We start from the raw sequence: 20,267 nt of genomic DNA on the forward strand, positions 1-20,267 counted from the left end.
TTGTGCCGCGCTCGCAATCAGCGCCGGGGACGGGGAGGGCGTGCCCGGTTCAGGCCGGGTCTGGACGATGGGGACCCTGACGGATCGGCAGTTCCACCCGAAAGGTGCTGCCCACCCCCAACTGGCTGTGGACGCTGATTTGCCCGCCGTGTTTCTTGACGATCCCGTAGGACAGCGACAGGCCGAGCCCGGTGCCCTGGCCCACCGGCTTGGTGGTGAAAAAGGGGTCGAAGATCTTCTGCAGGTGCTGCTCGTCGATGCCGCAGCCACTGTCGCTGACTTCCAGCCAGACCCGGTCGCCTGCCACGCCGTTGCTCAGGGTGATGGTGCCGCGCTCGGGGCCTATGGCCTGGGCGGCATTGATCACCAGGTTCATCACCACCTGATTGAGCTGGGAGGGCAGGCACTCGATCTCTGGCAGCGGCTGGTAGTGCTTGATCAGGTCGGCCTTGTACTTGAGTTCGCTGGCGACGATGTTCAGGGTCGAGTCGATGCCCTGCTGCAGGTCCGCCATTTGCCAATGCTGGTCGCTGTCGACCCGGGAGAAATTCTTCAGGTCCTTGACGATCTGCTCGACCCGGCCGATGCCGTCCTTGGATTCCTTGATCAGCAGCGGGATGTCCTCCTGGAGAAAGTCCAGGTCGATGCTTTCGCGCAGGCTTTGCAGGCGCTTGCGCAACTCCGGCGCGGCGATGGCCTCTTCACTCTGGCGATAGGCCGTGAGCAGCTGGCTGATCTGTTCCAGGTAGCCCGCCAGGCTGCCGAGATTGGAGGCGACGAAGCCGATGGGGTTGTTGATCTCGTGGGCGACCCCGGCCGCCAGTTGCCCGAGGGAGGCCAGTTTCTCCGATTGCACCAGCTGGTTTTCCAGTTGCTTGCGCTCGTCGATTTCCTGTTGCAGGGCCGCGCCGGCCTGTCTCAGGTCCTCGGTGCGCTGCTCCACCAGGTCTTCGAGATGGTGCATCTGCAGCAGGGCACGGGCGGTCATTTCCCATTTGCTGGTGAGGGTGCTGGCCATCTGCTGGACTTCGATGTTGTCGAAGGGCTTCTTCAGGATCAGCAGGCGGTTGTGGCCCTGCAGGCGCTCCAGCAGGTCCTCCCAGGAGTAGTCGGAATAGGCGGTGCACACCACCACCTGCAGGCGCGGGTCCTCTTGCCAGAGGCGCTCGATGGTCTGGGCTCCGTCCCAGCCCTGGGGCATGCGCATGTCGACGAAGGCCAGGGCATAGGGGCGCTGCTGCTCCAGGGCCTGGCAGACCTTGTTCAAGCCTTCCTGGCCGCCGTAGGCCGAGTCCAGTTCAAAGGGCTGTTGCCGGGGCTTGGCCTGGGCGCCGAACAACTGCGCTTCCAGGTCGTCCAGGCTGTTGGCGTCCGCCGCAGGCGGGGTGAGGATCTTGCGAAAGTCGTCGTGGATCGACGGGGTGTCGTCGATCAGCAGAATTCGCCGGTTGCTCAGATCGTCCATCATTGGCCCTCAGCGCTGATCAGCGGTATGTCCAGGGTAAAAGTCGCTCCCAGCCCCGGCCCGTCACTGTGCACGCTGAGCTGTCCGTCCATTTCCATGGCGGCCAGGGCGCAACTGTGCAGGCCGAAGCCATGTCCTTCCTTGCGGGTGGTGAAACCGTGGGCAAAGATTCGCGTCAGGTTCTCGGCGGCAATGCCTTCGCCGCGGTCGCGGACTTGAATGCGCAAGGTCCGGTTGTCGATCACATGGGCACTCAGGGTCAGGGTCCGGGAGTGTTCGTTGAGATCGGACATGGCGTACTTGGCGTTGCTGATCAGGTTGATCAGGATCAGCAGCAGGCGGTGCTTGTCGCCCAGGACCGGTGGCACCTGGGTGTAGTCCTTGACCACCGTGACCTGATGCCGGGCCAGGGCGCCGGAGTTCATGCGCAAGGCGTCATCGATCAGTTCGCCGACCTGCAACGGCTCGATCAGCCGCGAGGCCCCGGCGTAGGACTGCTGGGTGGCGACGATTTCCTTGATGTGGTCGACGCTGCGCCCAAGCTGGGCCAGTTCGCTGCTCATGCCCTGTTGCTCGCTGGCAATGGCTTGTACCAGTTGGTTGAGGTAGCCGGGGAGCAGCTTGCCTTTTTCGTCCTCACTGAAAAAATGCCCCAGATCGTGTTGATGCTGATTGATCAGTTCCATCGCCTTGCCCAGGCCCTGAGCCTTGCTGGAGCGCAGGGTGCGGCTGAGCATCTCGCTGGAGATGTTCACGCTGTTGAGCACGTTGCCGACGTTGTGCAGGACATTGGTGGCGATTTCCGCCATGCCGGCCTGGCGCGCGGCGTCCAGCAACTCGCTCTGGGCCTCCTTGAGTTCCCGGGTGCGTTCCTCGACCCGCTGCTCCAGGTGTTCATTGGCGCTCTGCAGGGCGGTGTTGACCCGACGGATGACGGCAAAGCTGCTGATCAGGCGGATCGCCAGATAGAGGATCAACAGCACCAGCAGCACCGAAAATGCCAGCAGATACTGGTGGGACTTCTGGTCCTGCAGGTCGGCCTGGAGCTGGTCGTGGTTGAGCAGGCGGGTGATGTCGTCCAGGCGTTCGGCCACCGGGACCGAGGTGAGCCGCTCCAGCAGTTCATTGACCACCGGCTGCTCGCGCAGGATCACGGCGACGTGCTTGCTGAGGATGTCCACCGGTTCGTGCATGGCGGTGGGCAGGCGTTCCTTGTTGACCGTCAGTTTGTTCAGCCCTACCAGGATGTCCGCGGCTTTGTCGCTGCTGGAGATCTGGGCGAACTCCAGGCTGCTGAGCAGCAGGTCGTAGGTGTCGATGGCAAAATTCTGCAGCGCCAGTCGCTGCTGATCATCGAGGTCGGCCAGCCGGCGCTGGATGTCGTCCTCGGCGTAGGGCAGGAATGCCAGGGAGTTGCGCAGCACCGCGTTGTGGGATTTGAACCGTTCCACCAGGCCGGCTTTTTCCTGGAAGGCATTGTGGAACGCCTGGTGACTGGCCTGCCAGGCCGCCGGGTCGCTGTGACCCTGTTGCGAGAGCTGATCGAAGTGCTGCCACACCTGGTTGATCTGCTGCACCGGCTGCACCAGCGGATCGTAGTCGTGGGTAATGGCGATGCGCGCCTTGAGCACTTCGGTTTCCCATTGGGCGTTCAATTGCTTGATCTGGCCGATCAGGTCCCGGGACAGGGCGAAGTTCGGGGATTGGCCGATCATGGTCTTGAAGTAGAGCAACGCCAGCGCCAGGACCAGGCCCAGGGCCACCAGGGTCAGGAGCGTGGAGGGCCAGCGGCGGCGCAACTTCATAGCGGCTTGCCCTGCCATTGCCCGGTGAGGGTCTGGAGAAACTTGACGATCAGGCGGGTGTCCTGGGGGTTGGGGGTACGGCCCAACTGGTACTTGAACATCACTTCCACGGCCTGTTCCAGGGTCGTGGCCGAGCCGTCGTGGAAGTAGGGGGCAGTGACCGCCACATTGCGCAGGCTGGGGACCTTGAACACGTTGCGGTCCTGCTCGTCGCCGGTGATCAGGAAACGCCCCAGGTCGGCGTCGGTGGGGTTGCCCCGGTCGGCAAAGTAGTCATTCATCACGCCGAACTTCTGGAACATGTTGCCGCCGATATTGACCCCTTGATGGCAGGCGATGCAGCCGTAGTCCTTGAACCGCTGGTAGCCGTACTTCTCCTCCTGGCTGAGGATCTCGGTGTTGCCTTGCAGGTACTGGTCGAAGCGCGAGCCGGCACTGAGCAGCGTCTGTTCATAACTGGCCAGGGCGTCCTGCACGTTGGCCGCGGTGATGGCGTCCGGGTACAGCGCGCCGAAGGCCTGGCGGTAGCTGGCGTCGTCATTCAGGGTGCGCAGCAGGTTGGGCCAGTTGTTGCCCATCTCGGTGGGGCTTTGCACCACGTTGTCGATCTGCGCCTGGAGGGTCTCGACGCGACCGTCCCAGAACTGGCGAAAGTTCAGCGCAGCGTTGAACACACTGGGGGTGTTGACCTGGGAGAGCTGGCCCTTGATGCCCTGGGACTTGGCCTGTGCATCGGCTCCACCCTGGTCCAGCCGATGACAGCTGGCGCAAGAGAGGCTGTTGTCCAGGGACAGGCGCGGCTCGTTGAACAGCCGCCTGCCCAGTTCCACTCGCTGGGGATCGAGGGTGGGTACTGCGGGCAGGGGCTTGAGCGGTTCGTCCAGCGGTGCCGGGAAGGCCGGCGGGGCGACAGCGGCCATCGCCCAGAGCAGCAGGCCGATGAGGCTGTGCGAGCGGCGTTGGCGTTGTCTGGGCTGCTGTTCAGCGGTCATGGTCGGCTACCTGCATCTGGGACGCCTGGGCCCGCAGCAGGCGGGCAAAACTGTCGGCCGGCAGGGCCTTGCTGAAGTAATAGCCCTGGCCTTCCTCGCAGCCCTGTTGCTTGAGGAACGCCAGTTGTTCCTGGGTTTCCACCCCTTCGGCGATGATGCTCAGGTTCAGGCTGCGCCCCAGTTGGATAATCGCGCTGACCAGGGCGGCGTCCTTGGGCTCGTGACTCAGGCCATGGATGAAGGACTGGTCGATCTTCAGCACGTCCACCGGGAACTTGCGCAGGTAGCTGAGGCTGGAATAGCCGGTGCCGAAATCGTCTACCGCCAGGCGCACCCCCAGGGCCTTGATGGCTTGCAGGGTGGCGAGGGTGGCTTCGACGTTCTGCATCAGTACCCCTTCGGTGATTTCCAGTTCCAGCAGGGTCGGGTCCAGGGCACTGTCCAGCAGTGCGCGCTGCAACTGCTGGAGCAACTGCGGTTGCCTGAAGTCGCTGGCCGAGAGGTTGACCGACAGGCGGATCGGCGCCAGTCCCGCCTGCTGCCAGGCACGGGACTGGCGGGTAGCTTCGCCCACTACCCACTGACTGATCCGGTTGATCAGGCCACTGTCCTCGGCCACTGGAATGAACTGGGCGGGGCTGATCCAGCCCTGTTGCGGGCTGAACCAGCGAATCAGCGCTTCGGCGCCCACCACCTGGCCCGAGGCCAGGTGGATCTTGGGCTGGTAGTGCAAACTCAACTCCTGGCGCTCCAGGGCCTGGCGGATGCCCGATTCCAGGTGTTGGCGTTCCCGGGCGCGGTGGGTCATGTCCTCGGTAAAGAAACCGTAGCCCCCCGGTGCCTGCTCCTTGCTGTTGCGCATGGCCATCTCGGCCTTCTTGATCAGGCTCAGGGCATCCTGGCCATCCTCGGGGTAGAGGCTGATCCCCAGGCTGGCGGTGACCCGCAGATCGTGCCCGGCCACATCGTGGGGCTGGCTCACCGTCGCCAGGAGCTTTTCGGCGACGCTACGGACCTGGGGCGGCGGCTCCTGATCATGGAGCAGCACCACGAATTCGTCGGAGCCGTAGCGGAACACCGAGTCCGACTCGCGCATGCCGTGCTGCAGGCTGTGGGCGATCCTCTTGAGCAACTCGTCGCCGGCCGGGTAGCCCAGGGCATTGTTGATCCGCTTGAAACGGTCCAGTCCGAGGAACATCACCGCCAGCTGTTGCCCATAACGCCGGGCCCGGGCCATGGCCTGGCCCAGGCGATCGCCGAGCAAGGCGCTGGAGGGCAACCCGGTGAGGGTATCGTAGTGCAGCAGGTGGGAGACCTTGAGCAGTTCCGCGACCCGTTCCTCGATGGTGCGCTGCAGATCGTCGAGCTTGTGCCGCGCATCCTGGGTCATCTGCCACTTCCAGGTCAGGGCACTGGCCATCTGGCGGATTTCCAGGCTGTCGAAGGGCTTTTTCAGGATCAGCAACTGGTCGCCAAAGGCCAGGCGCTCGGCCATGGTTTCCCAGGAATAGTCCGAATAGGCGGTACACAGCGCGATCTGCAGATCCGGGTCGACCTTCCACAATTGCTCGATGGTTTCCAGGCCGTCCCAGCCCGGCGGCATGCGCATGTCGATGAAGGCCATGGCATAGGGGGTGTCTCGGGCCAGGGCCGACTCGACCATGGCCAGGGCCTCGCGACCCTGGAACGCCGAATCCAGGCTGAACACCTGGAGCGGGCGGGGGGGGACGCTGCCGAACAACTGGTCTTCGACCTGGCTCAGGGCCAGGTTCTGCGAGGGCATGAGGATCTTGTGGAAGTCTTCATGAATGGAGAGGCTGTCATCCACAATCAGCACCCGTCGGTTGACGCTCGCAGATGGTGAGTCCGAGGGGTCTTGCGAACTTGTCTGTGCGTCGCAGCCAGTGTCCATTGACTTTCCCTAGTGTTCTGAGCGCGCGTCCAACGCTGTGAGCATAGTCACTGGAACATGCGCCGTACGAGGTTTTTTCGATTTACATCCCCGGGTGAAAATCAAAAAAATAGCTAGGATTGTCTGGGCTGTAGCGCCGCTGGGCGCTGGCCGGGCGGAGCTGTCCGGGGAACGAGATGCAGGACAGGGGGACCCACCATGGAAGAGTTGCAGCCCACCGAACCAGGACAGCGTCCAAGCCTGTTGCTGGTGGATGACGAAGAATCGATCCTCAACAGCCTGCGGCGCCTGCTACGCAGCCAGCCCTATGAAGTGCTGCTGGCCGACAGCGGTGCCAGGGCCCTGGAAATCCTGGCCCAGCGTCCGGTTGACCTGGTGATGAGCGATGCGCGCATGCCCGACATGGACGGCGCCACCCTGCTGGCCCGGGTGCGCGAGGGCTACCCGGCCACCCGCAGGATTCTGCTCACCGGCTACGCCGACCTGAGCACCATCGTCAAGGCCGTCAACGAAGGGCAGATCCACCAGTACCTGAGCAAACCCTGGAACGACGAAGAGCTGCTGCTGATCCTGCGCCAGACCCTGGAATACCAGCACGCCGAGCGCGAGCTCAAGCGCCTGCAGCAACTGGTGCTGGAGCAGAACCGCCAGCTCAAGGTGAGCAACGCCGAACTGGAAAAGCGCGTGGCGTCCCGGACCGCCGAGCTGCAACAGACCGCCGACATGCTGGACCTGGCCTATGAAGAGCTCAAGCACAGCTATGTGACCGGCACTGAGGTGTTCTCGCTGCTGGCCAACCTGCGCCTGCCGGCGGACAAGCAGACCAACCGCAAGATCATCGAACTGGTGCGCGCCTGTTGTGCAAGCTATGGCCTGGACGAAACCGCCAGCCGTGACCTGACCATGGCCGCCGCCTTGTACAACATCGGCAAGCTGAGCTGGAGCGATGCCATGCTGGCCGCTCCGGCGGAGCTGTTGCGGCACGCCGATCAGGAGCGCTATCGGGCCTATCCCTCCCAGAGCGAGTCGCTGCTGATGACGCTGGAGCCGATGCAGGATGCAGCGCGGCTGATCCTCCATCATCAGGAACGCTGGGATGGCAGCGGCTTTCCCCAGCATCTGCGGGGCGAGGCGATTCCCTGGGGCGCCCGGCTGCTGAAGCTGGTGGTGGACTTCATCGAGTTGCAGTGCGGGTTGATTTTGGAGCGGCGGATGAACAGCGACGAGGCTTTGCTGTTCATTCGCAAGTACGCCGGCCGTCTGTATGACCCGAACATGGTGGAAGGCTTTGTTCGGGTCTGTGCTGCCTACCTCAATGACGTGACCGTCGATGATCCGACGGTCCGGGTGCTGGGCACCCGTGATCTGCAGGCGGGGATGGTCCTGCGGCGCAACCTCAATGCCGACAACGGCATGCTGCTGCTCAATGCCGGCAAGGTGATCAGCGAGCCGCTGGTCCAGAAGCTGATTGCCTTTGAGGCCATGGAAGGGGGGCACTACAGCATTTTTGTCAGCGTGCCTGAAGCCCCAGGGCCGTCTCTGGACATCGGGCACTGATCGCCGCTCTTGATCTGTGCCCGGTTGTTCCGTCATCTTTCGCACCGCGCGCCGCCCCAGGCCCTGGCGCAGCGTCCCGCTGGCGCCTCGGCCGACGCTCGCTCGGCGGTCGTCGCGCCTGGCCGGCTTTGCCGGGGCACGGCGCGGCGAATGTCATGTTCCTGCAACCCCGGCATGCCAAGAAAGTGAAGCTGTGTGCCAGCAGCTGCACCCCGATGGCGTGGCCAGGACAATCCGATATCCCTAGGAGAGGTAACGATGAGAAAGTTTTTTGCCCTGATGGCAGCCTTGGTGCTGACCCTGGGGATGGTGGGCATCAGCGACGCGCGTCAGCCCAAACAGCAGCGCGAGTCGGTGGCGGGGGCTTTTGACTACTACCTGCTGGCTTTGTCCTGGTCACCGACCTTTTGCCTGATGCATCCGGAGAACGAACAGTGCTCGGGCAAGGGCTATGGGTTTGTCCTCCACGGCCTGTGGCCGCAATACGCCAAGGGCGGCTGGCCCCAGTCCTGCCCACCCTTGACCCCGCTGACGCAGGAGGAGCGGGCCAAGGGACTGACCCTGTTTCCCACCGCCAAACTGATGAACCACGAATGGACCAAGCACGGCACCTGCAGTGGCCTGGGGGGCATGGGTTACCTGGATGCGACGGACAAGGCCCTGGCGACGGTGCAGATACCGCAAGCGCTGCAGCCTTCGACCGCGGTGCGTTACTTTGAAGCCACGCAGATTGCCCAGCAGTTTCGCCAGAGCAACCCGGGGATCGCCGAAAACGGCATCGCCATTCTCTGCAGCGGCCCCGAGCTTTCCGAAGTCCGGGTCTGCCTGACCAAGGATCTGGACTTTGGCGCGTGCGGCAAAGGCGTTAAAAACCAGTGTCGCGCCGGCCAGATCCGTATCCCGCCGATCCGCTGAAAGCGTCCGCGCGCCGCGCTGATCGGCGCCGACGGGGCATCGAGATTGTCGTGCCCCCACTTCTGTAGGAGCCGGCTTGCCGGCGAAGAGGTCCTCGAACCTTGCACCGGGCTTGAGGACGCTTTCGCTGGCACGCCAGCTCCTACGGGCCACAGGCACGTCAATTCCGATGCTCCGTAGGACAAGCCCTTCAGGGCAGGTCGGCCAACAGGTTTTGCAGGTGTACGGCGGTGGCGGCGCTGCAATCCTGCATCGGTGCCCGCAGGTGTGGCTCGATCAGTCCCTGATGGGCCAGCAAGGCTTTCACGGGCGCCGGGTTGGGCTCGGCGAACAGCGCCTGAATCAACGGCACCAGTTGCCGGAAGGTGGTCCGCGCCGCATCCAGCTGCTGGTCCCGCACCTGGCGCTGCAACTGCACGAACAACTCCGGACGAATGTGCGCCGCCGCCGCAATGGCGCCGCTAGCCCCCAGGCACAGGGCGCTGAACAGTTGCAGGTCTTCACCGCACAACACCTCTACCGCGCCACTGGCCAGCAGCGCCAGGGTCTTGTCCAGGTTGCCGCCACAGTCCTTGACCGCTGCAATCCGCGGATGACGCACGATGTTGAGCAGGGTGTCCTTGTCCAGGTTGACCCCGGTGCGATAGGGAATGTCGTAGACGATCAGCGGCACGCTGGAGGCATCGGCGACGCTGTGGAAGAAGCTTTCCAGGGCCGCCTGGGAGGGGCGGATGTAATAGGGCGCAGGCACCAGCAGGGCCGCCACCGGGCGCTTGAGGATTTCCGTTTGCAGGCTCAGCAGCGATTTCAGGTTGTTGCCTGCCAGGCCCATGATGACTCGCCCGGCGGGGGCCTGTTCGAGCACGGCGTCGAGTACCGCCAGTTGTTCGTCCTTGTCCAGGGCCGCGGCTTCGCCGGTGGTGCCGCAGACCACCAGCCCGGCCACGCCGCTTTCCAGCAGATGGGCGCTCAGGCGCCGCAGGGCGGCAAAGTCGATGGCGCCATTGTGAAAGGGCGTGACGATGGGGACCCAGATTCCTTGAAACGATGACATGCGTGTTCTCCTGATGGTTGACCGTCGGGTCGTCGTCAGAAGAGTAGAAGGGCGTTAAGCAGGGGGCGGGTGTCCGTAGCGCTTGATGTCCTGTCAGCTCATCTGACGGGACACAGCGCCCCGGTCACATGAGCGACTGTTTCTTCGATTTAGAGTTGCAAGCCACCCAGGCTCCGGCCTTGGCCAGCAGGCCAATGGCGCGAGAATCGAGGGTAAGGGCTTGGGACATGGCTGGGGCAGACTCTGAAATCAGGCGCACAGTTTTAAAAGCCGGCGCGGGGTTTGTCAATCCTCGAACAGGGCTCGGTTGACTGGCTGCTGCCACGCCGGGTCAAGGCGGGTTCTGCGCGGGTCACAGGGTCTTGACGGCGCGGCCGATGAACTGCACGGGGCCGGTAGGCCTGCCAACCGCCGAGCCTTGGCGATCTTCCAGGGTCAGTTCGAACAATTGGTTGGTCTGCAGGGGCGGCAGGTGATCAAGCGGCACACGCAACGGCTGGCCGGGCTTGACCAGCCCAAGAGACACCGGGCCCTTCCAGTCGTCGGCCTTGGTCCAGAACTCCAGGGCCTTGTCCGCCGGAACCTCGATGCTGCCCAGTGGAATCAACTGCAACTCCCGGGTGTCATTGGCTTGCACCACCCAGCCGGGTGATTTGTCCTGAGGGGCTACCAGCACCACCAGGTAACTGGGAGGGGCATCGGGGCGCAGCATCAGCAGGCTGGCCAACAGGACACTGGCGGCCAGGCCGGCCGCGGCCAATCCGCGCCACAGCGCCAGAGGGTTGAAGCGCCTGGCGCTACTTGCGGCCGAGACCGGGTCAGGTTCAGCCAGTTGCTCCAGGCTGCGTTCTATACGCCGCCAAAGCCAGGGCGACGGCGTGACGGGAGCGGCCAAAGCGGTGAGGGGATGCAGGCGCTGTTCCCAGCTTTGCACGGCGCTACGCAGGGCGGGGTCATGGGGCAGGCGCTGTTCGAGCAGGCGACGTTGTTCGGCGTCCAGGGTGCCCAGGACATATTCACTGGCCAGGGCCTGGAGCGTGGGATCGCTGTCGTCCCGTTGACCGATATTCATCCCAGGCACTCCCGTAAAGCACTGAGACTGCGCTTGATCCAGGCTTTGACCGTCCCCAGCGGGGTGGTCGTTCTGGCGGCAATCTCCATGTGTGAATAGCCGTCCAGATAGGCCAGCAGGAGACACTCGCGGCGCTGTGAGGGCAATTGCCCCAGGCAATGCTGAAGACGTCCGGCATCAGCCAGCACGGTGACCGCCTCTGTGTTCATGGCCAGCCCGTCAAGGGTGTCCAGGTGGTCTGCATAAGGTTCTTCAATAGGCACCTCACGGCCATGGCGGCGCAGGAAATTCAGCGCCAGATGCCGGGTGATGCTGAACATCCAGCCGCGGGCACTGCCCCGTTCGGGGTCGAAACTGCTTGCGCCTTGCCAGATTCGGATAAAGGCGTCGTGCAGGATGTCTTCGGCCAGGGCCGTGTCGCGTACCAGGCGTTTGGCGACGCCGAGCAAGCGCGGCCCTTCCTCGTGATAAAGGGCTTCCAGAGCCTGGCGCTCACCTCGGGCACAAGCGGCGATGCAGCCTGCGTGGTCAAACAGGGGTTCGGGTAGAGACAAGGGCATTTACCTGCGACAGATGACAGCCACCGCCACCCAAGCGGTGCAGTGGCTGTCAGCAGCGTAGACCAGTTGCCAATGCCTGGCCTTGCATCTTGGGTGGCGAATCAGCGGGCCGCCCAGAAGATGTAGTCCGCCTGGTACTTCACTGTTTCACGGGTGCCCTTGTTAGCGGCGGTGCACGCGCTGCTGGGGGCCACGCCACCCTTGAGGGCCACTCGCTGAATGTAACTGACGCCGCTCATCAGCCCCTTGCCTTCGGCCGGATTGGCCTTGACCAGCTGATAGGGCAGGTTGCCGGCGCTGGACGGCGCCACGGCGACCTGGGTCCCGGTGATCTTCGAACCGTCCTTGGCCTGCCAGGTGGCTGGTGGGCCGAAGTAGTCACCCAGCACTTTACCGCTGCGATCGCTGAGCACCGCCTTGGGGCCGACGAAGACCCATTCGGTCTCGCCCGGTGCATTGGCCTTGTCCCGGCACTCGTAGGTGATTTCACCGGTGCCCACGGTTTCCAGGGCAACTTTGTGGCCCTCCGGCACCTTGATGCTGTCGGGCAATGCGCTCTGCGCCTGGGCCGCAGGCAGGGCGCCCAGGCAGGCGATGGTCAAGGTTGCGCTGAGGCAGAGAAGACGTTGTTTGGCGTGCATGGTGGCTCTCCATTGGGGATCGGTTCGGCAGTTTTCAGGACTGCTATGGGTACTACCCCTGAGCGACGTATCTGGATGCAGCGCCGAGAAAAAATATTCAGCGCAGCGGCATATCACCCGCTGCGGGTCATCCGGTGATCCTGGGCGTTGAGCCGGTACAGCAGGCTCGGTGGCTGCCCGGGAAAGTCCTCCAGCTCGCCGTCCAGCGTCATCCCCAGGCGTTCCAGGGCCCGCCTGGACGGCAGGTTGTCGGGCCGCACCAGGCCGGTGACCCGGGGCGCCAGCAGTTCGCCGAAGGCCAGTTGCAGGGCCGCCTGGGCCATCTCGTTGGCGAAACCCTGGCCCCAGGCTTCGGGGGTGAAGCGAAAGTACAGGTTCAGCCCGGCCTCCTGCCCGAAGTGCGCCCGCATGAGTCCGCCAAAGCCGATGATCTGTTGCGGTGCGTCCAGCCGGGCGATTGCCCAGTAGCCAAAGCCGTACTGCTGCCAATGGGCAATCCAGCTGTGCAGCCGGTCGCTGGTGGCTTCGGCGCTGTCGGGGCCGCAGGGGTTGAAGCGGTGGGTCTGCGGGTCGCCGTGGATGGCGCAGGCCTGCGGTAGGTCGTCCAGGGTCGGTGGACGTAACAGCAGGCGTGTGGTGCGGGTGATGGACGACAACATGGACGAGGCTCTTTGCTTCAGATGAGATGGAGCGCCAGGTGGCAGGTGGTGGTCAGGCCTGTGCGGGTGGCCCCGGAGAAGGTAGGTGATCACCCCGGACTTTTCCATTGTCGTCAGGGCGCGCTGGTTGAAGCCGCGAGCAGGGCCCAGCCTGCGCAACGAACCGCTTGCCGCCGCTGCGGCGTCAGCCTGGCCAACGGTACAGGCTGGCGGGATAGCCCTGGGCGATGATCGGTGTCGGGGTTTGCCCCGGCAGCATGGCCTGCCAGAAATCCCGGGCGGGCAGGTTGGCGCTGAAGTGCATCACCTGCCAGGGCCCCTTGTAGTGCTCGAACAGTTGTTGCGTCACCTGCCGGCCGACGCCCTGGCGGCGCAGCCGTCGAGCGATGAACAGGTAGCCGAGGTTGTACCGCGCATCGCTGTCGCAGCGTTGCTGGTCGACGACGGCAAAGCCGGTCAGTTCCCCCGCCACCAGGATCAGCCAGGGATGGGTGGCCGGGTGGCGCCAGTAGTCGTCCAGGGCCTGGATGGCGTACAGCCCCTGGGCGGCGAATTTGAGTGGCAGCCACTGACTGAGCTCATAGAGATAGAACTGCATGAGGTTTTCCAGGCAGGGCCAGTCGTCGCGAGCGGCCGGGCGCAGTTCAAGATGGTCCATCAAGGGCGACTCCAGCCCCGATCGGTCCGAGGCGCAACGGGTGGTGGTGAAAAATGGGGAGTGGTTAAAGGGAATCTGCCACTGATCAATGCGCGCGTGAAGGTTTCGACGAGTTTGTTTTTCATAGGCGGAAGATGGAGTTTGCAGCGGCACTGGGTATTTTGGAAATAATGCTTCTCAATAATTAGAAAGTTAGCTTCCTATGTTTGGGGCGAATATTGATGTACATCACAAAAGTCTTTAATTCGGCACGTTCAAGTGGGGTGGTGTGATGATTTTTTTGCACTCTGATCAATGCTCGAACCTAGACTTAAGTCGACTGGATCGATAGTGGCCATTTGCAATAATTGACTTGGCTCTGGAAAGTTCTGCGGGTAAGCAGAGGAAGTCTTCAGGTCATCGCAGGATGCGGAAGTTGTTGTTTGATAGTGAATGGCAATTGAATACTTTCCTGCGAGGCATTTCAGAATGAGAAACAATCTTCCTGTGACCCAGCGCGAGCTGGTGTTTCCTGCGGAACAGCGGCTGATTTCCGCCACCGATGTTCACGGCAAGATCACTTACTGCAATGACGAGTTTGTCGCGGTCAGTGGTTTCAGTCGGGAAGAGCTGATCGGCAGCCCGCACAATATCGTGCGCCATCCGGACATGCCCGAAGCGGTGTTCGCGCACATGTGGTCCTACCTCAAGGACGGCAAGAGCTGGATGGGCATCGTCAAGAATCGCAGCAACAACGGCGATCACTACTGGGTCAACGCCTATGTCACGCCCATTTTCAGCAAGGGCGTGATCGCCGGCTACGAGTCGGTGCGGGTCAAGCCCGAACGTGAACAGGTGGAGCGCGCCAGCGCCCTGTATCAACGTATGCGCAGCGACAACCTGGCCTTGCCCTGGAGCTACCGGGTGGCCAGTGTCTGCGGCTTTGCCTGGCCGCCGCTGCTGGCCCTGGCGGCCACGGCCGGGGCCTACTGGCTGGGTGGCCCCTGGGCTGCGCTGGGGGCGGCGGTTCCCGGTTATTTCGCGGTCCAGGGGTATGCCTTCTATCGCGCGCGGCAGATGTTGCAACGCATCAGTTCGGTGTCCCTGGGCAGCTTTGACAGCGAGCTGATCGCGCGCACCTACACCGATGAACACGGCCCGGTCGCACAGTTGCAGATGATCCTGATCAGCGAATCGGCGAAAATCCGCACCGCCCTCAGCCGGCTTGGCGACTACGCCAATCAGGCGGCGTCCCTGGCCTCTACCAGCCAGAGCCTGTCCAAGCAGGCGGAAACGGCCCTGGGCAAACAGCGCGATGAAGCGGACATGGCCGCCACAGCCATGAACCAGATGGCCTCGTCGATTTCCGAAGTCTCGGTGCATATCCACGACACCGCCTCGGCCGCCGATCAGGTCAACAACCTGACCCAGGTAGGTTCCCAGGAAGCCCAGAAAACCCGGGTGGTGATCGAGAAGCTGGCGGACACCGTGGATGCGGTCAGCCATTCTGTGGAAGGCCTGGCCGAGGAAACCCAGTCCATCCAGCAGGCGGCGAACATGATCCGTTCCATTGCGGAACAGACCAATCTGCTGGCCCTCAATGCGGCGATCGAGGCAGCCCGTGCCGGCGAGCAGGGCCGTGGTTTTGCGGTGGTGGCCGACGAGGTGCGGGCCCTAGCCTCCAAGACCCGGGAGTCCACGCAGAGCATCCAGCGCATCATCATCACCTTGCAGGAAGTAGCCAGCCAGGCAGTGGAGGTGGCCCGCCAGGGCAGCATCGAGGCGCGTTCCGGGGTGGCCCAGGTGATCAGTACCCAGGAAGCCCTGAATGGCATCAACTCGGCGGTGGAGCGCATTCACCAGATGAGCCAGCAAATGGCCGCCGCGTCTGAGCAGCAAGCCCATGTGGCCGAGGAAATATCCGAGCAGATCACCAATATTGCCCGCGTCTCTGACCAGAACGCCGACATCGCCGTGCACTCCTCTTCAGTAGGCGGTGATCTGGAAACTACTGCTCATGAACTTAATGCCTTGGTGACCCGTTTCAACAATTGATCGCCAACGGCAATCAGAAACTTTTGTTAATCGCCAATTGATCAAGTTGATCAGGGCAGGGGGTTCGTATGTCCAGAGTGATAGGAGCGGTAAACAGCCGTACTCAGTTGGCAGGGCCGAATCGTCTGGAACTATTATTATTTCGTTTTAATTAGTTGCAGTTGTATGGCATCAACCTGTTAAAAGTTAGGCTCTGTCCGAACAGTTTTGAGACGAAGGTCAGGGGCAGAGCGTCAATGCCCGACATTGATTACTTGATTGAAGTGAGAGCCATGCCAATGTCTGAGCTCAGTTATCAGCAAGCCTTGATGCTGTACCTCTCTGAACGTCCGGAGCTCGTTGCCCGGCTGGGGCTCGGGCGACCCTCGGGCCACTGCTGGCAGCCCGGGGACTTGAGCGATTGGCAGCTCCAGCAGGCCGGTCTCCTGTTTGACGAAGAAGCCCAGCTGCGTGGCATCGGCACCTGGGAGTTGGCCCTGTCGTTCGTTGCTCGAACGCCCCAGGAACTGAGCCAGATGACCCTCCACGCGCATCGGGAAATCGCCGAGATGGTGGACATGGAGTGGGAGCAGTACTGCGCGCTGAATCATTTGCAGCACTAGCAGAGCCTGAGGGCAATTTTCTTCAATACCGGCTGGGTGCCTTGGCCTAACTTGTCCCGCAGTTGTTCCGACCAAGACAAGAGAGGCAAGCAATGAGCGTAGTGTTTTCCATGGCGGCCTTTGCCCTGGCCGCTTCTATCACCCCGGGGCCGGTGAACATCGTGGCCCTGGGCAGTGGCGCACGGTTCGGCTTCAGGGCCAGTTTGCGCCACGTGGCCGGGGCCACCCTGGGGTTTGTCCTGTTGCTGGTGCTGATTGGCCTGGGGTTGCACGAACTGCTGCGCCAGTGGCCGCTGCTGACCCAGGGCATTCGCCTGTTCGGCGTGGCCTTCCTGTTGTACATGGCCTGGAAGCTGGCCCGGGACGATGGTCGCCTGGATGCCGACGCTGCAGCCCGGGCGCCGTCGGCCTGGTACGGCGCGCTGATGCAGTGGCTCAATCCCAAGGCCTGGCTGGCCTGCGTGGCCGGGATGGGCGCTTTTGCCGCCGACGGGGACGTGGGCCTGGTGTGGTTGTTCGCCGGGTTGTATTTGCTGATCTGCTACCTGTCGATTGCCTGCTGGGCCTATGCCGGCAGTTGCTTGCGGCACTACCTGAGCAACCCGGCGCAGATGCGTCTGTTCAACCGCTGCATGGCCGCGTTGCTGGCTGTCAGCGCTGCCTATCTGTGGGTCTAGCGTTGGCCGCGGTATTGACCGGGAGTGGCCGCCAGATGCTGTTTGAAGGCCCGCTGGAAATGCGCCTGATCGGCAAAGCCGGCCTCCAGTGCCACCTCGGCGATGGGCGCGCCGCTGCGCAGGCGAGCCTGGGCAAACTGCACCCGCTGGTTGACCAGGAAGGCGTGGGGCGGCATGCCGAATTGCTGCTTGAAGGCGCGGATCAGGTAGGACGGGGAAAGCTCGGCGACCCGGCAGATATCGTCTAGTCCCAGCGTTTCGGTGCAGTGCTGACGGATGTACTGCGCCGCTTGCAGCAGCTTTTCATTACTGACCCGTGGCGGCCGCTCGGCGGGGTTCAGGCGTTGCTGCAAGTCGCTGAAGAAGATCACCGCGCAGCTGTGCTTGTGCAGGGGCTCGGCGTCGGGGTCCACCAGGGTCCGGTACAACTGCTCAAATTCGGCGAAGAGCTGGGGGTCCTGGCTGTGGGTTGTGCTGAAGGGACGAAAGTCCAGCTCCGGGCTGAAGCCCAGTTCGTGCTGCAGGGCGGTGAGCCAGGGTGTATCGACGTACAGCATGCGATAGGACCAGGGCTGGTCGTCGATGGGGTTGCAGGCATGCACCACCCCGGGGTTCATCAGCACCACGGTGCCGGCGCTGACCCGCCAGCGGGATTGCCCGCTGAGGTAGGTGCTCTGGCCGGCGGTGATACTGCCGATGGAGAACTGTTCATGGGCGTGGCGGCTGTAGCAGACCTTGCGGCCATCGGCGATGGCGCGGGCCTCGATGAACGGCAAGGCCGGATCGCGCCAGAACTGCGGCGCCTGGTCGGGGGGCAGGGCAGGTTTCATCCTGAAGGTTCCATCAGCGGGAGCTGACGCGAGTGTATTAGCTCTTGCCGTCAAAGGCCCGTTGCAGTTGGTCGATATCGATTTTTTTCATCCCCAGCAGGGCCTGCATCACCCGTTGCGAGCGGCTTGGGTCGGTGGCGCACATCATCTGCGCCTTGTAGTCGAACCACAGGCAGGGGGTGATGGTTTGAATGCGCTGCATGGTGTCGGTCCTCTGCGGGTTGATCACGCTGGAACGTAGTCAACCCGGCACAGGGGCGGTGCACCGCAGATCGGCTGCCGGGCGCGGCCTCAGAAGTCCCAGCGGGTGGTCAGTTGCAGGCTGCGGGGTTCACCGTAGAAACCGGTGCCGAAGTTGCCCAGGCCCGTGTAGTACTGCTTGTCGAACAGGTTCTTCACATTCAGGGTCGAGCTCAGGTGCGAGTTGAACTGGTAGCGGGCCATGGCATCCACCAGGTAGTAGCTGTCCTGGGTGATGCGTGAATCGTGTCCGCCATTGACCGGATCGTTGGGATCGGGCTGGAACACCTTGCCGAAGAAATCGCTCTGCCAGTTGACCCCGCCCCCTAGCGTCAGGCGTTCCCAGGCCCCGGACAGGCGATACGTGGTGAACAGCCGGGCCACCTGTTGTGGCGCGGTGGTTTGCAGGACCGAGCCGTAGACATAGTCGTTGTTGGCGTCGCGGGTGTGGTTGTAGCTGTAGCCGGCGGACAGGTTCCAGCCTTCGCGCAGCTCGCCGGCCACCTCGACCTCGAAGCCTTTGGTGGTGGAACCCTCGATCGGCTTGTAGATGCCCTCGGTGCTCCAGCCGCTGACCAGTTGCGCGACGTTGTCCTGCTCGATGCGGAACACCGCGAAGCTGGCATTGACCCGGCCGTCCAGGTACTCGGCCTTGATCCCCGCCTCATAGCTGTCGCCTTCCACCGGGTCGAGCAGTTTGCCGCTGACGTCCTTGCTCATCTGCGGCTGGTAGATGTTGGTGTAGCTGGTGTAGACCGAGTAGGTGTCATTCAGGTCATAGATCAGCCCGGCATAGGGGGTGACCACACCTGTTTGCTGATAGCGCAGGCGTACGTCGGCCCTGGTTGGATCGATGTAGTGGGTGTTGTCGATGCCCTTGAAGTCGCTGACCCGGGTGCCGAGGATCACCGCCAGCTCGTCGGTGGGCTTGAGCCGGGTGGCCAGGTAGGCGCCGGTCTGGCGCTGGAGGATGTCGTTGTCGCCGATCTTCGGGATGTCCGGCTTGGCGAACTCGCCGCGCCACTGGTAAATGCTGCCGCCCACCGGCGGGTACACCGAGCCGTGGACCGGGATGTCCTGTTTGGCGTTCATCAGCATGAAACCGGCGATCAGCTCGTGCTCGCGGCCGAACAGGCTGAAGGGCCCATGCAGGTTGATGTCCAGGTTGTCTTGAATCTGCTCGCCCTTGAACTTGCCCATGTACATGAACATGCCGTCGCCGGTGGTCGGGTTCGGATTGCCGCCGCTGGCGGAGCCCAACAGGGTGTCGTGCTGGCGGCGCAGGCGGTCGTAGCTGACCTTCAGGGTCCAGTCATGGGCCAGTTGCTGTTCCAGGGAAGTGAACAGGGTCTGGTTGTTGAAGTCGCGGCGGCTCCAGTCGGTGGCCGGGTTGAACGAGCGCGAGAAGCGGGTGCGCGAGCCGTCGCTGAAGTACATCGGGAAGCCGGTCCAGGTGGCGCCCCGGGAGCGGGTGTTCTGCTGGTCCAGGCCCACCGTCAGCAAGGTGTCCGGGGTCAGGTCGGCTTCGAGAATGCCGTAGGCGATGTCCTTGGTGTTCTGGTAGTGATCCAGGTACGAGCTGCGGTCCTGATAGACCCCGACAAAGCGCCCGCGCAGGTTGCCGCTTTCGGTCAGCGGGCCTGAGATATCGCCTTCGCTGCGGTAGTTGTCCCAGGAGCCGACGGTGCCGGTGACCGAAGCCTTGAACTCACGGGTCGGGCGTTTGCGGATCAGGTTGACGGTGGCCGACGGGTCGCCGGAGCCGGTCATCAGGCCGGTGGCGCCCTTGATGATCTCCACCCGGTCGAAGGTCGCCATGTCGGTGCTGGTGGTGCCGTAGTCGTAGACCCCGTCGTAGGTGGTGTTGACGCCGTCGTACTGGAAGTTGGTGATGGGCATGCCGCGGCTGGAGAACTCCCAGCGCTCGCTGTCGTAGTTCTGCACGCTGACCCCGGGGGCCCGGCGCAGGGTGTCGGCAATGCTGCTGGTGCCCTGGTCGTCCATCTGCTGGCGGGTGATCACGGTCACCGATTGCGGGGTTTCCCGCAGCGACAGGTTGAGGCCGGTGGCCGAGGCGCTGGCGCCGGTGGTGTAGAGGTGGCTGTCCTCGGTGACGGCGCCCAGGCCCTGGGCCGAGACCTGGGTGGTGCCCAGTTGCAGCGGGCCGCTGTGGGCCGGGAGAGCTTGCAGCACATAGCCGCCGCTGACGGCCTGGGCTTGCAGGCCGCTGCCTTGCAGCAACTGTTGCAGGGCTTGCTCGACGCTGTAGCGGCCCCGCAGACCGGGACTCTGCTTGCCGGCGGCGAGGTCATTGTGGCCGGCGACAAAGACTGTGCTCTGTTCGGCGAAGCGATTGAGCACGGTGACCAGCGGGCCGGGGCCGATGTTGTAGGTCTGGCGCTGGCTGTCCGCTTGTTGGCTGGTGGGGTTTTCGGCGGCCTGGGCCCAGGGCGCGGGCAGGCACAGAAGGGCGCTGCACAGGGTCAGGGGACGCAGGGACAGGCGCAGGCGGGGACGGCTGGGGGTTGGCATGAGGTTCCCTTGTGGATCGGTAATGTGAGAGCTGTTACCGGGTTAACCGAACCAGAAAGACA

18 protein-coding genes and 2 pseudogenes are annotated in these 20,267 nt (G+C 63.3%); 7 read left to right on the forward strand and 13 right to left on the reverse strand.

Annotated features, from left to right (window positions below):
- Positions 1–49: 49 nt before the first annotated feature.
- From LOY69_RS13880 to LOY69_RS13895, 4 genes are read right to left on the reverse strand one after another with little or no spacing between them, the layout of a single operon-like run.
- A complete protein-coding gene (locus LOY69_RS13880; protein WP_265074894.1) occupies positions 50–1,465 on the reverse strand; it encodes an ATP-binding protein in 1,416 nt (471 codons plus the stop codon).
- Positions 1,465–3,270 carry a DAHL domain-containing protein gene (locus tag LOY69_RS13885; protein WP_265074768.1) on the reverse strand — a complete coding sequence of 602 codons (1,806 nt, stop codon included), beginning with the start codon at positions 3,268–3,270 and terminating at the stop codon, positions 1,465–1,467. Before LOY69_RS13885 ends, LOY69_RS13880 begins: the two co-directional genes overlap by 1 nt.
- Positions 3,267–4,262 carry a cytochrome-c peroxidase gene (locus tag LOY69_RS13890; protein ID WP_413787142.1) on the reverse strand — a complete coding sequence of 332 codons (996 nt, stop codon included), beginning with the start codon at positions 4,260–4,262 and terminating at the stop codon, positions 3,267–3,269. Before LOY69_RS13890 ends, LOY69_RS13885 begins: the two co-directional genes overlap by 4 nt.
- On the reverse strand, positions 4,252–6,174 hold the full coding sequence (locus LOY69_RS13895; RefSeq protein ID WP_265074769.1) for a putative bifunctional diguanylate cyclase/phosphodiesterase: 1,923 nt from the start codon (positions 6,172–6,174) through the stop codon (positions 4,252–4,254). Before LOY69_RS13895 ends, LOY69_RS13890 begins: the two co-directional genes overlap by 11 nt.
- Positions 6,175–6,372: 198 nt before the next feature.
- On the opposite strand from LOY69_RS13895, the gene LOY69_RS13900 reads away from it, so the two are divergent.
- A complete protein-coding gene (locus LOY69_RS13900; protein WP_102879650.1) occupies positions 6,373–7,731 on the forward strand; it encodes an HD domain-containing phosphohydrolase in 1,359 nt (452 codons plus the stop codon).
- 258 nt (positions 7,732–7,989) lie between these two features.
- Positions 7,990–8,646 (forward strand): ribonuclease T2 family protein, encoded by a 657-nt coding sequence (locus LOY69_RS13905; protein WP_123391078.1) that lies wholly within the window; start codon positions 7,990–7,992, stop codon positions 8,644–8,646.
- A 190-nt stretch (positions 8,647–8,836) separates the two neighbouring features.
- Here LOY69_RS13905 and dapA read toward each other — a convergent pair whose 3' ends face one another.
- From dapA to LOY69_RS13935, 6 genes are all read right to left on the reverse strand, one after another.
- The gene (dapA, locus tag LOY69_RS13910; RefSeq protein ID WP_110595549.1) at positions 8,837–9,700 is read right to left on the reverse strand and encodes a 4-hydroxy-tetrahydrodipicolinate synthase; all 864 of its coding nucleotides are present in this window, start codon (positions 9,698–9,700) and stop codon (positions 8,837–8,839) included.
- Between the two features lie 352 nt (positions 9,701–10,052).
- A complete protein-coding gene (locus tag LOY69_RS13915) occupies positions 10,053–10,772 on the reverse strand; it encodes an anti-sigma factor domain-containing protein (RefSeq protein WP_102879647.1) in 720 nt (239 codons plus the stop codon).
- Positions 10,769–11,326 carry a sigma-70 family RNA polymerase sigma factor gene (locus LOY69_RS13920; protein WP_375538617.1) on the reverse strand — a complete coding sequence of 186 codons (558 nt, stop codon included), beginning with the start codon at positions 11,324–11,326 and terminating at the stop codon, positions 10,769–10,771. The genes LOY69_RS13915 and LOY69_RS13920 overlap by 4 nt, the downstream gene beginning before the upstream one ends.
- A 107-nt stretch (positions 11,327–11,433) precedes the next feature.
- Entirely contained in the window at positions 11,434–11,973 is a 540-nt protein-coding gene (locus tag LOY69_RS13925) for a DUF3455 domain-containing protein (protein ID WP_265074770.1), read from the reverse strand.
- Between the two features lie 113 nt (positions 11,974–12,086).
- Positions 12,087–12,632, reverse strand: a complete 546-nt coding sequence (locus LOY69_RS13930) for a GNAT family N-acetyltransferase (protein ID WP_110595552.1) — start codon at positions 12,630–12,632, stop codon at positions 12,087–12,089.
- A 184-nt stretch (positions 12,633–12,816) separates the two neighbouring features.
- Entirely contained in the window at positions 12,817–13,290 is a 474-nt protein-coding gene (locus LOY69_RS13935) for a GNAT family N-acetyltransferase (protein ID WP_265074771.1), read from the reverse strand.
- Positions 13,291–13,758: 468 nt separating this feature from the next.
- Between LOY69_RS13935 and LOY69_RS30570 the strand changes: the two are divergent.
- The 5 genes and pseudogenes from LOY69_RS30570 to LOY69_RS13950 form a co-directional block, all read left to right on the forward strand.
- A pseudogene (locus LOY69_RS30570) lies at positions 13,759–14,073 on the forward strand (PAS domain-containing protein); the annotation flags it as partial.
- Between the two features lie 81 nt (positions 14,074–14,154).
- Positions 14,155–15,324, forward strand: a complete 1,170-nt coding sequence (locus LOY69_RS13940) for a methyl-accepting chemotaxis protein (protein WP_410897061.1) — start codon at positions 14,155–14,157, stop codon at positions 15,322–15,324.
- Between the two features lie 68 nt (positions 15,325–15,392).
- Positions 15,393–15,476: pseudogene (locus LOY69_RS30575) on the forward strand (hypothetical protein); the annotation flags it as partial.
- A 126-nt stretch (positions 15,477–15,602) separates the two neighbouring features.
- On the forward strand, positions 15,603–15,926 hold the full coding sequence (locus tag LOY69_RS13945; RefSeq protein ID WP_146232629.1) for a DUF6388 family protein: 324 nt from the start codon (positions 15,603–15,605) through the stop codon (positions 15,924–15,926).
- 92 nt (positions 15,927–16,018) lie between these two features.
- Positions 16,019–16,603 (forward strand): LysE family translocator, encoded by a 585-nt coding sequence (locus LOY69_RS13950; protein ID WP_102879640.1) that lies wholly within the window; start codon positions 16,019–16,021, stop codon positions 16,601–16,603.
- Here LOY69_RS13950 and LOY69_RS13955 read toward each other — a convergent pair.
- The 3 genes from LOY69_RS13955 to LOY69_RS13965 form a co-directional block, all read right to left on the reverse strand.
- On the reverse strand, positions 16,600–17,433 hold the full coding sequence (locus tag LOY69_RS13955) for an AraC family transcriptional regulator (RefSeq protein ID WP_123391068.1): 834 nt from the start codon (positions 17,431–17,433) through the stop codon (positions 16,600–16,602). The two genes, LOY69_RS13950 and LOY69_RS13955, sit on opposite strands and share 4 nt — an antisense overlap.
- 37 nt (positions 17,434–17,470) lie before the next feature.
- Positions 17,471–17,635, reverse strand: a complete 165-nt coding sequence (locus tag LOY69_RS13960; RefSeq protein ID WP_249735878.1) for a hypothetical protein — start codon at positions 17,633–17,635, stop codon at positions 17,471–17,473.
- 89 nt (positions 17,636–17,724) lie between these two features.
- Positions 17,725–20,205: a TonB-dependent siderophore receptor gene (locus LOY69_RS13965; protein ID WP_265074772.1), complete on the reverse strand. Its 2,481-nt coding sequence runs from the start codon at positions 20,203–20,205 to the stop codon at positions 17,725–17,727.
- Between the last annotated feature and the right edge of the window lie 62 nt (positions 20,206–20,267).

This window comes from Pseudomonas sp. B21-059, assembly GCF_026016285.1.
In the GTDB taxonomy this organism is placed as follows: Bacteria; Pseudomonadota; Gammaproteobacteria; order Pseudomonadales; family Pseudomonadaceae; genus Aquipseudomonas; species Aquipseudomonas danubii.

What these genes read in the sequence shown, in the direction of transcription:
- LOY69_RS13880 (WP_265074894.1), bottom strand. Translation starts at nt 1,465, where the DNA reads ATGGACGATCTGAGCAACCGGCGAATTCTGCTGATCGACGACACCCCG.
- LOY69_RS13885 (WP_265074768.1), bottom strand. Translation starts at nt 3,270, where the DNA reads ATGAAGTTGCGCCGCCGCTGGCCCTCCACGCTCCTGACCCTGGTGGCC.
- LOY69_RS13890 (WP_413787142.1), bottom strand. Translation starts at nt 4,262, where the DNA reads ATGACCGCTGAACAGCAGCCCAGACAACGCCAACGCCGCTCGCACAGC.
- LOY69_RS13895 (WP_265074769.1), bottom strand. Translation starts at nt 6,174, where the DNA reads ATGGACACTGGCTGCGACGCACAGACAAGTTCGCAAGACCCCTCGGAC.
- LOY69_RS13900 (WP_102879650.1), top strand. Translation starts at nt 6,373, where the DNA reads ATGGAAGAGTTGCAGCCCACCGAACCAGGACAGCGTCCAAGCCTGTTG.
- LOY69_RS13905 (WP_123391078.1), top strand. Translation starts at nt 7,990, where the DNA reads ATGAGAAAGTTTTTTGCCCTGATGGCAGCCTTGGTGCTGACCCTGGGG.
- dapA (WP_110595549.1), bottom strand. Translation starts at nt 9,700, where the DNA reads ATGTCATCGTTTCAAGGAATCTGGGTCCCCATCGTCACGCCCTTTCAC.
- LOY69_RS13915 (WP_102879647.1), bottom strand. Translation starts at nt 10,772, where the DNA reads ATGAATATCGGTCAACGGGACGACAGCGATCCCACGCTCCAGGCCCTG.
- LOY69_RS13925 (WP_265074770.1), bottom strand. Translation starts at nt 11,973, where the DNA reads ATGCACGCCAAACAACGTCTTCTCTGCCTCAGCGCAACCTTGACCATC.
- LOY69_RS13930 (WP_110595552.1), bottom strand. Translation starts at nt 12,632, where the DNA reads ATGTTGTCGTCCATCACCCGCACCACACGCCTGCTGTTACGTCCACCG.
- LOY69_RS13935 (WP_265074771.1), bottom strand. Translation starts at nt 13,290, where the DNA reads ATGGACCATCTTGAACTGCGCCCGGCCGCTCGCGACGACTGGCCCTGC.
- LOY69_RS13940 (WP_410897061.1), top strand. Translation starts at nt 14,155, where the DNA reads ATGCGCAGCGACAACCTGGCCTTGCCCTGGAGCTACCGGGTGGCCAGT.
- LOY69_RS13945 (WP_146232629.1), top strand. Translation starts at nt 15,603, where the DNA reads ATGTCTGAGCTCAGTTATCAGCAAGCCTTGATGCTGTACCTCTCTGAA.
- LOY69_RS13950 (WP_102879640.1), top strand. Translation starts at nt 16,019, where the DNA reads ATGAGCGTAGTGTTTTCCATGGCGGCCTTTGCCCTGGCCGCTTCTATC.
- LOY69_RS13955 (WP_123391068.1), bottom strand. Translation starts at nt 17,433, where the DNA reads ATGAAACCTGCCCTGCCCCCCGACCAGGCGCCGCAGTTCTGGCGCGAT.
- LOY69_RS13960 (WP_249735878.1), bottom strand. Translation starts at nt 17,635, where the DNA reads ATGCAGCGCATTCAAACCATCACCCCCTGCCTGTGGTTCGACTACAAG.
- LOY69_RS13965 (WP_265074772.1), bottom strand. Translation starts at nt 20,205, where the DNA reads ATGCCAACCCCCAGCCGTCCCCGCCTGCGCCTGTCCCTGCGTCCCCTG.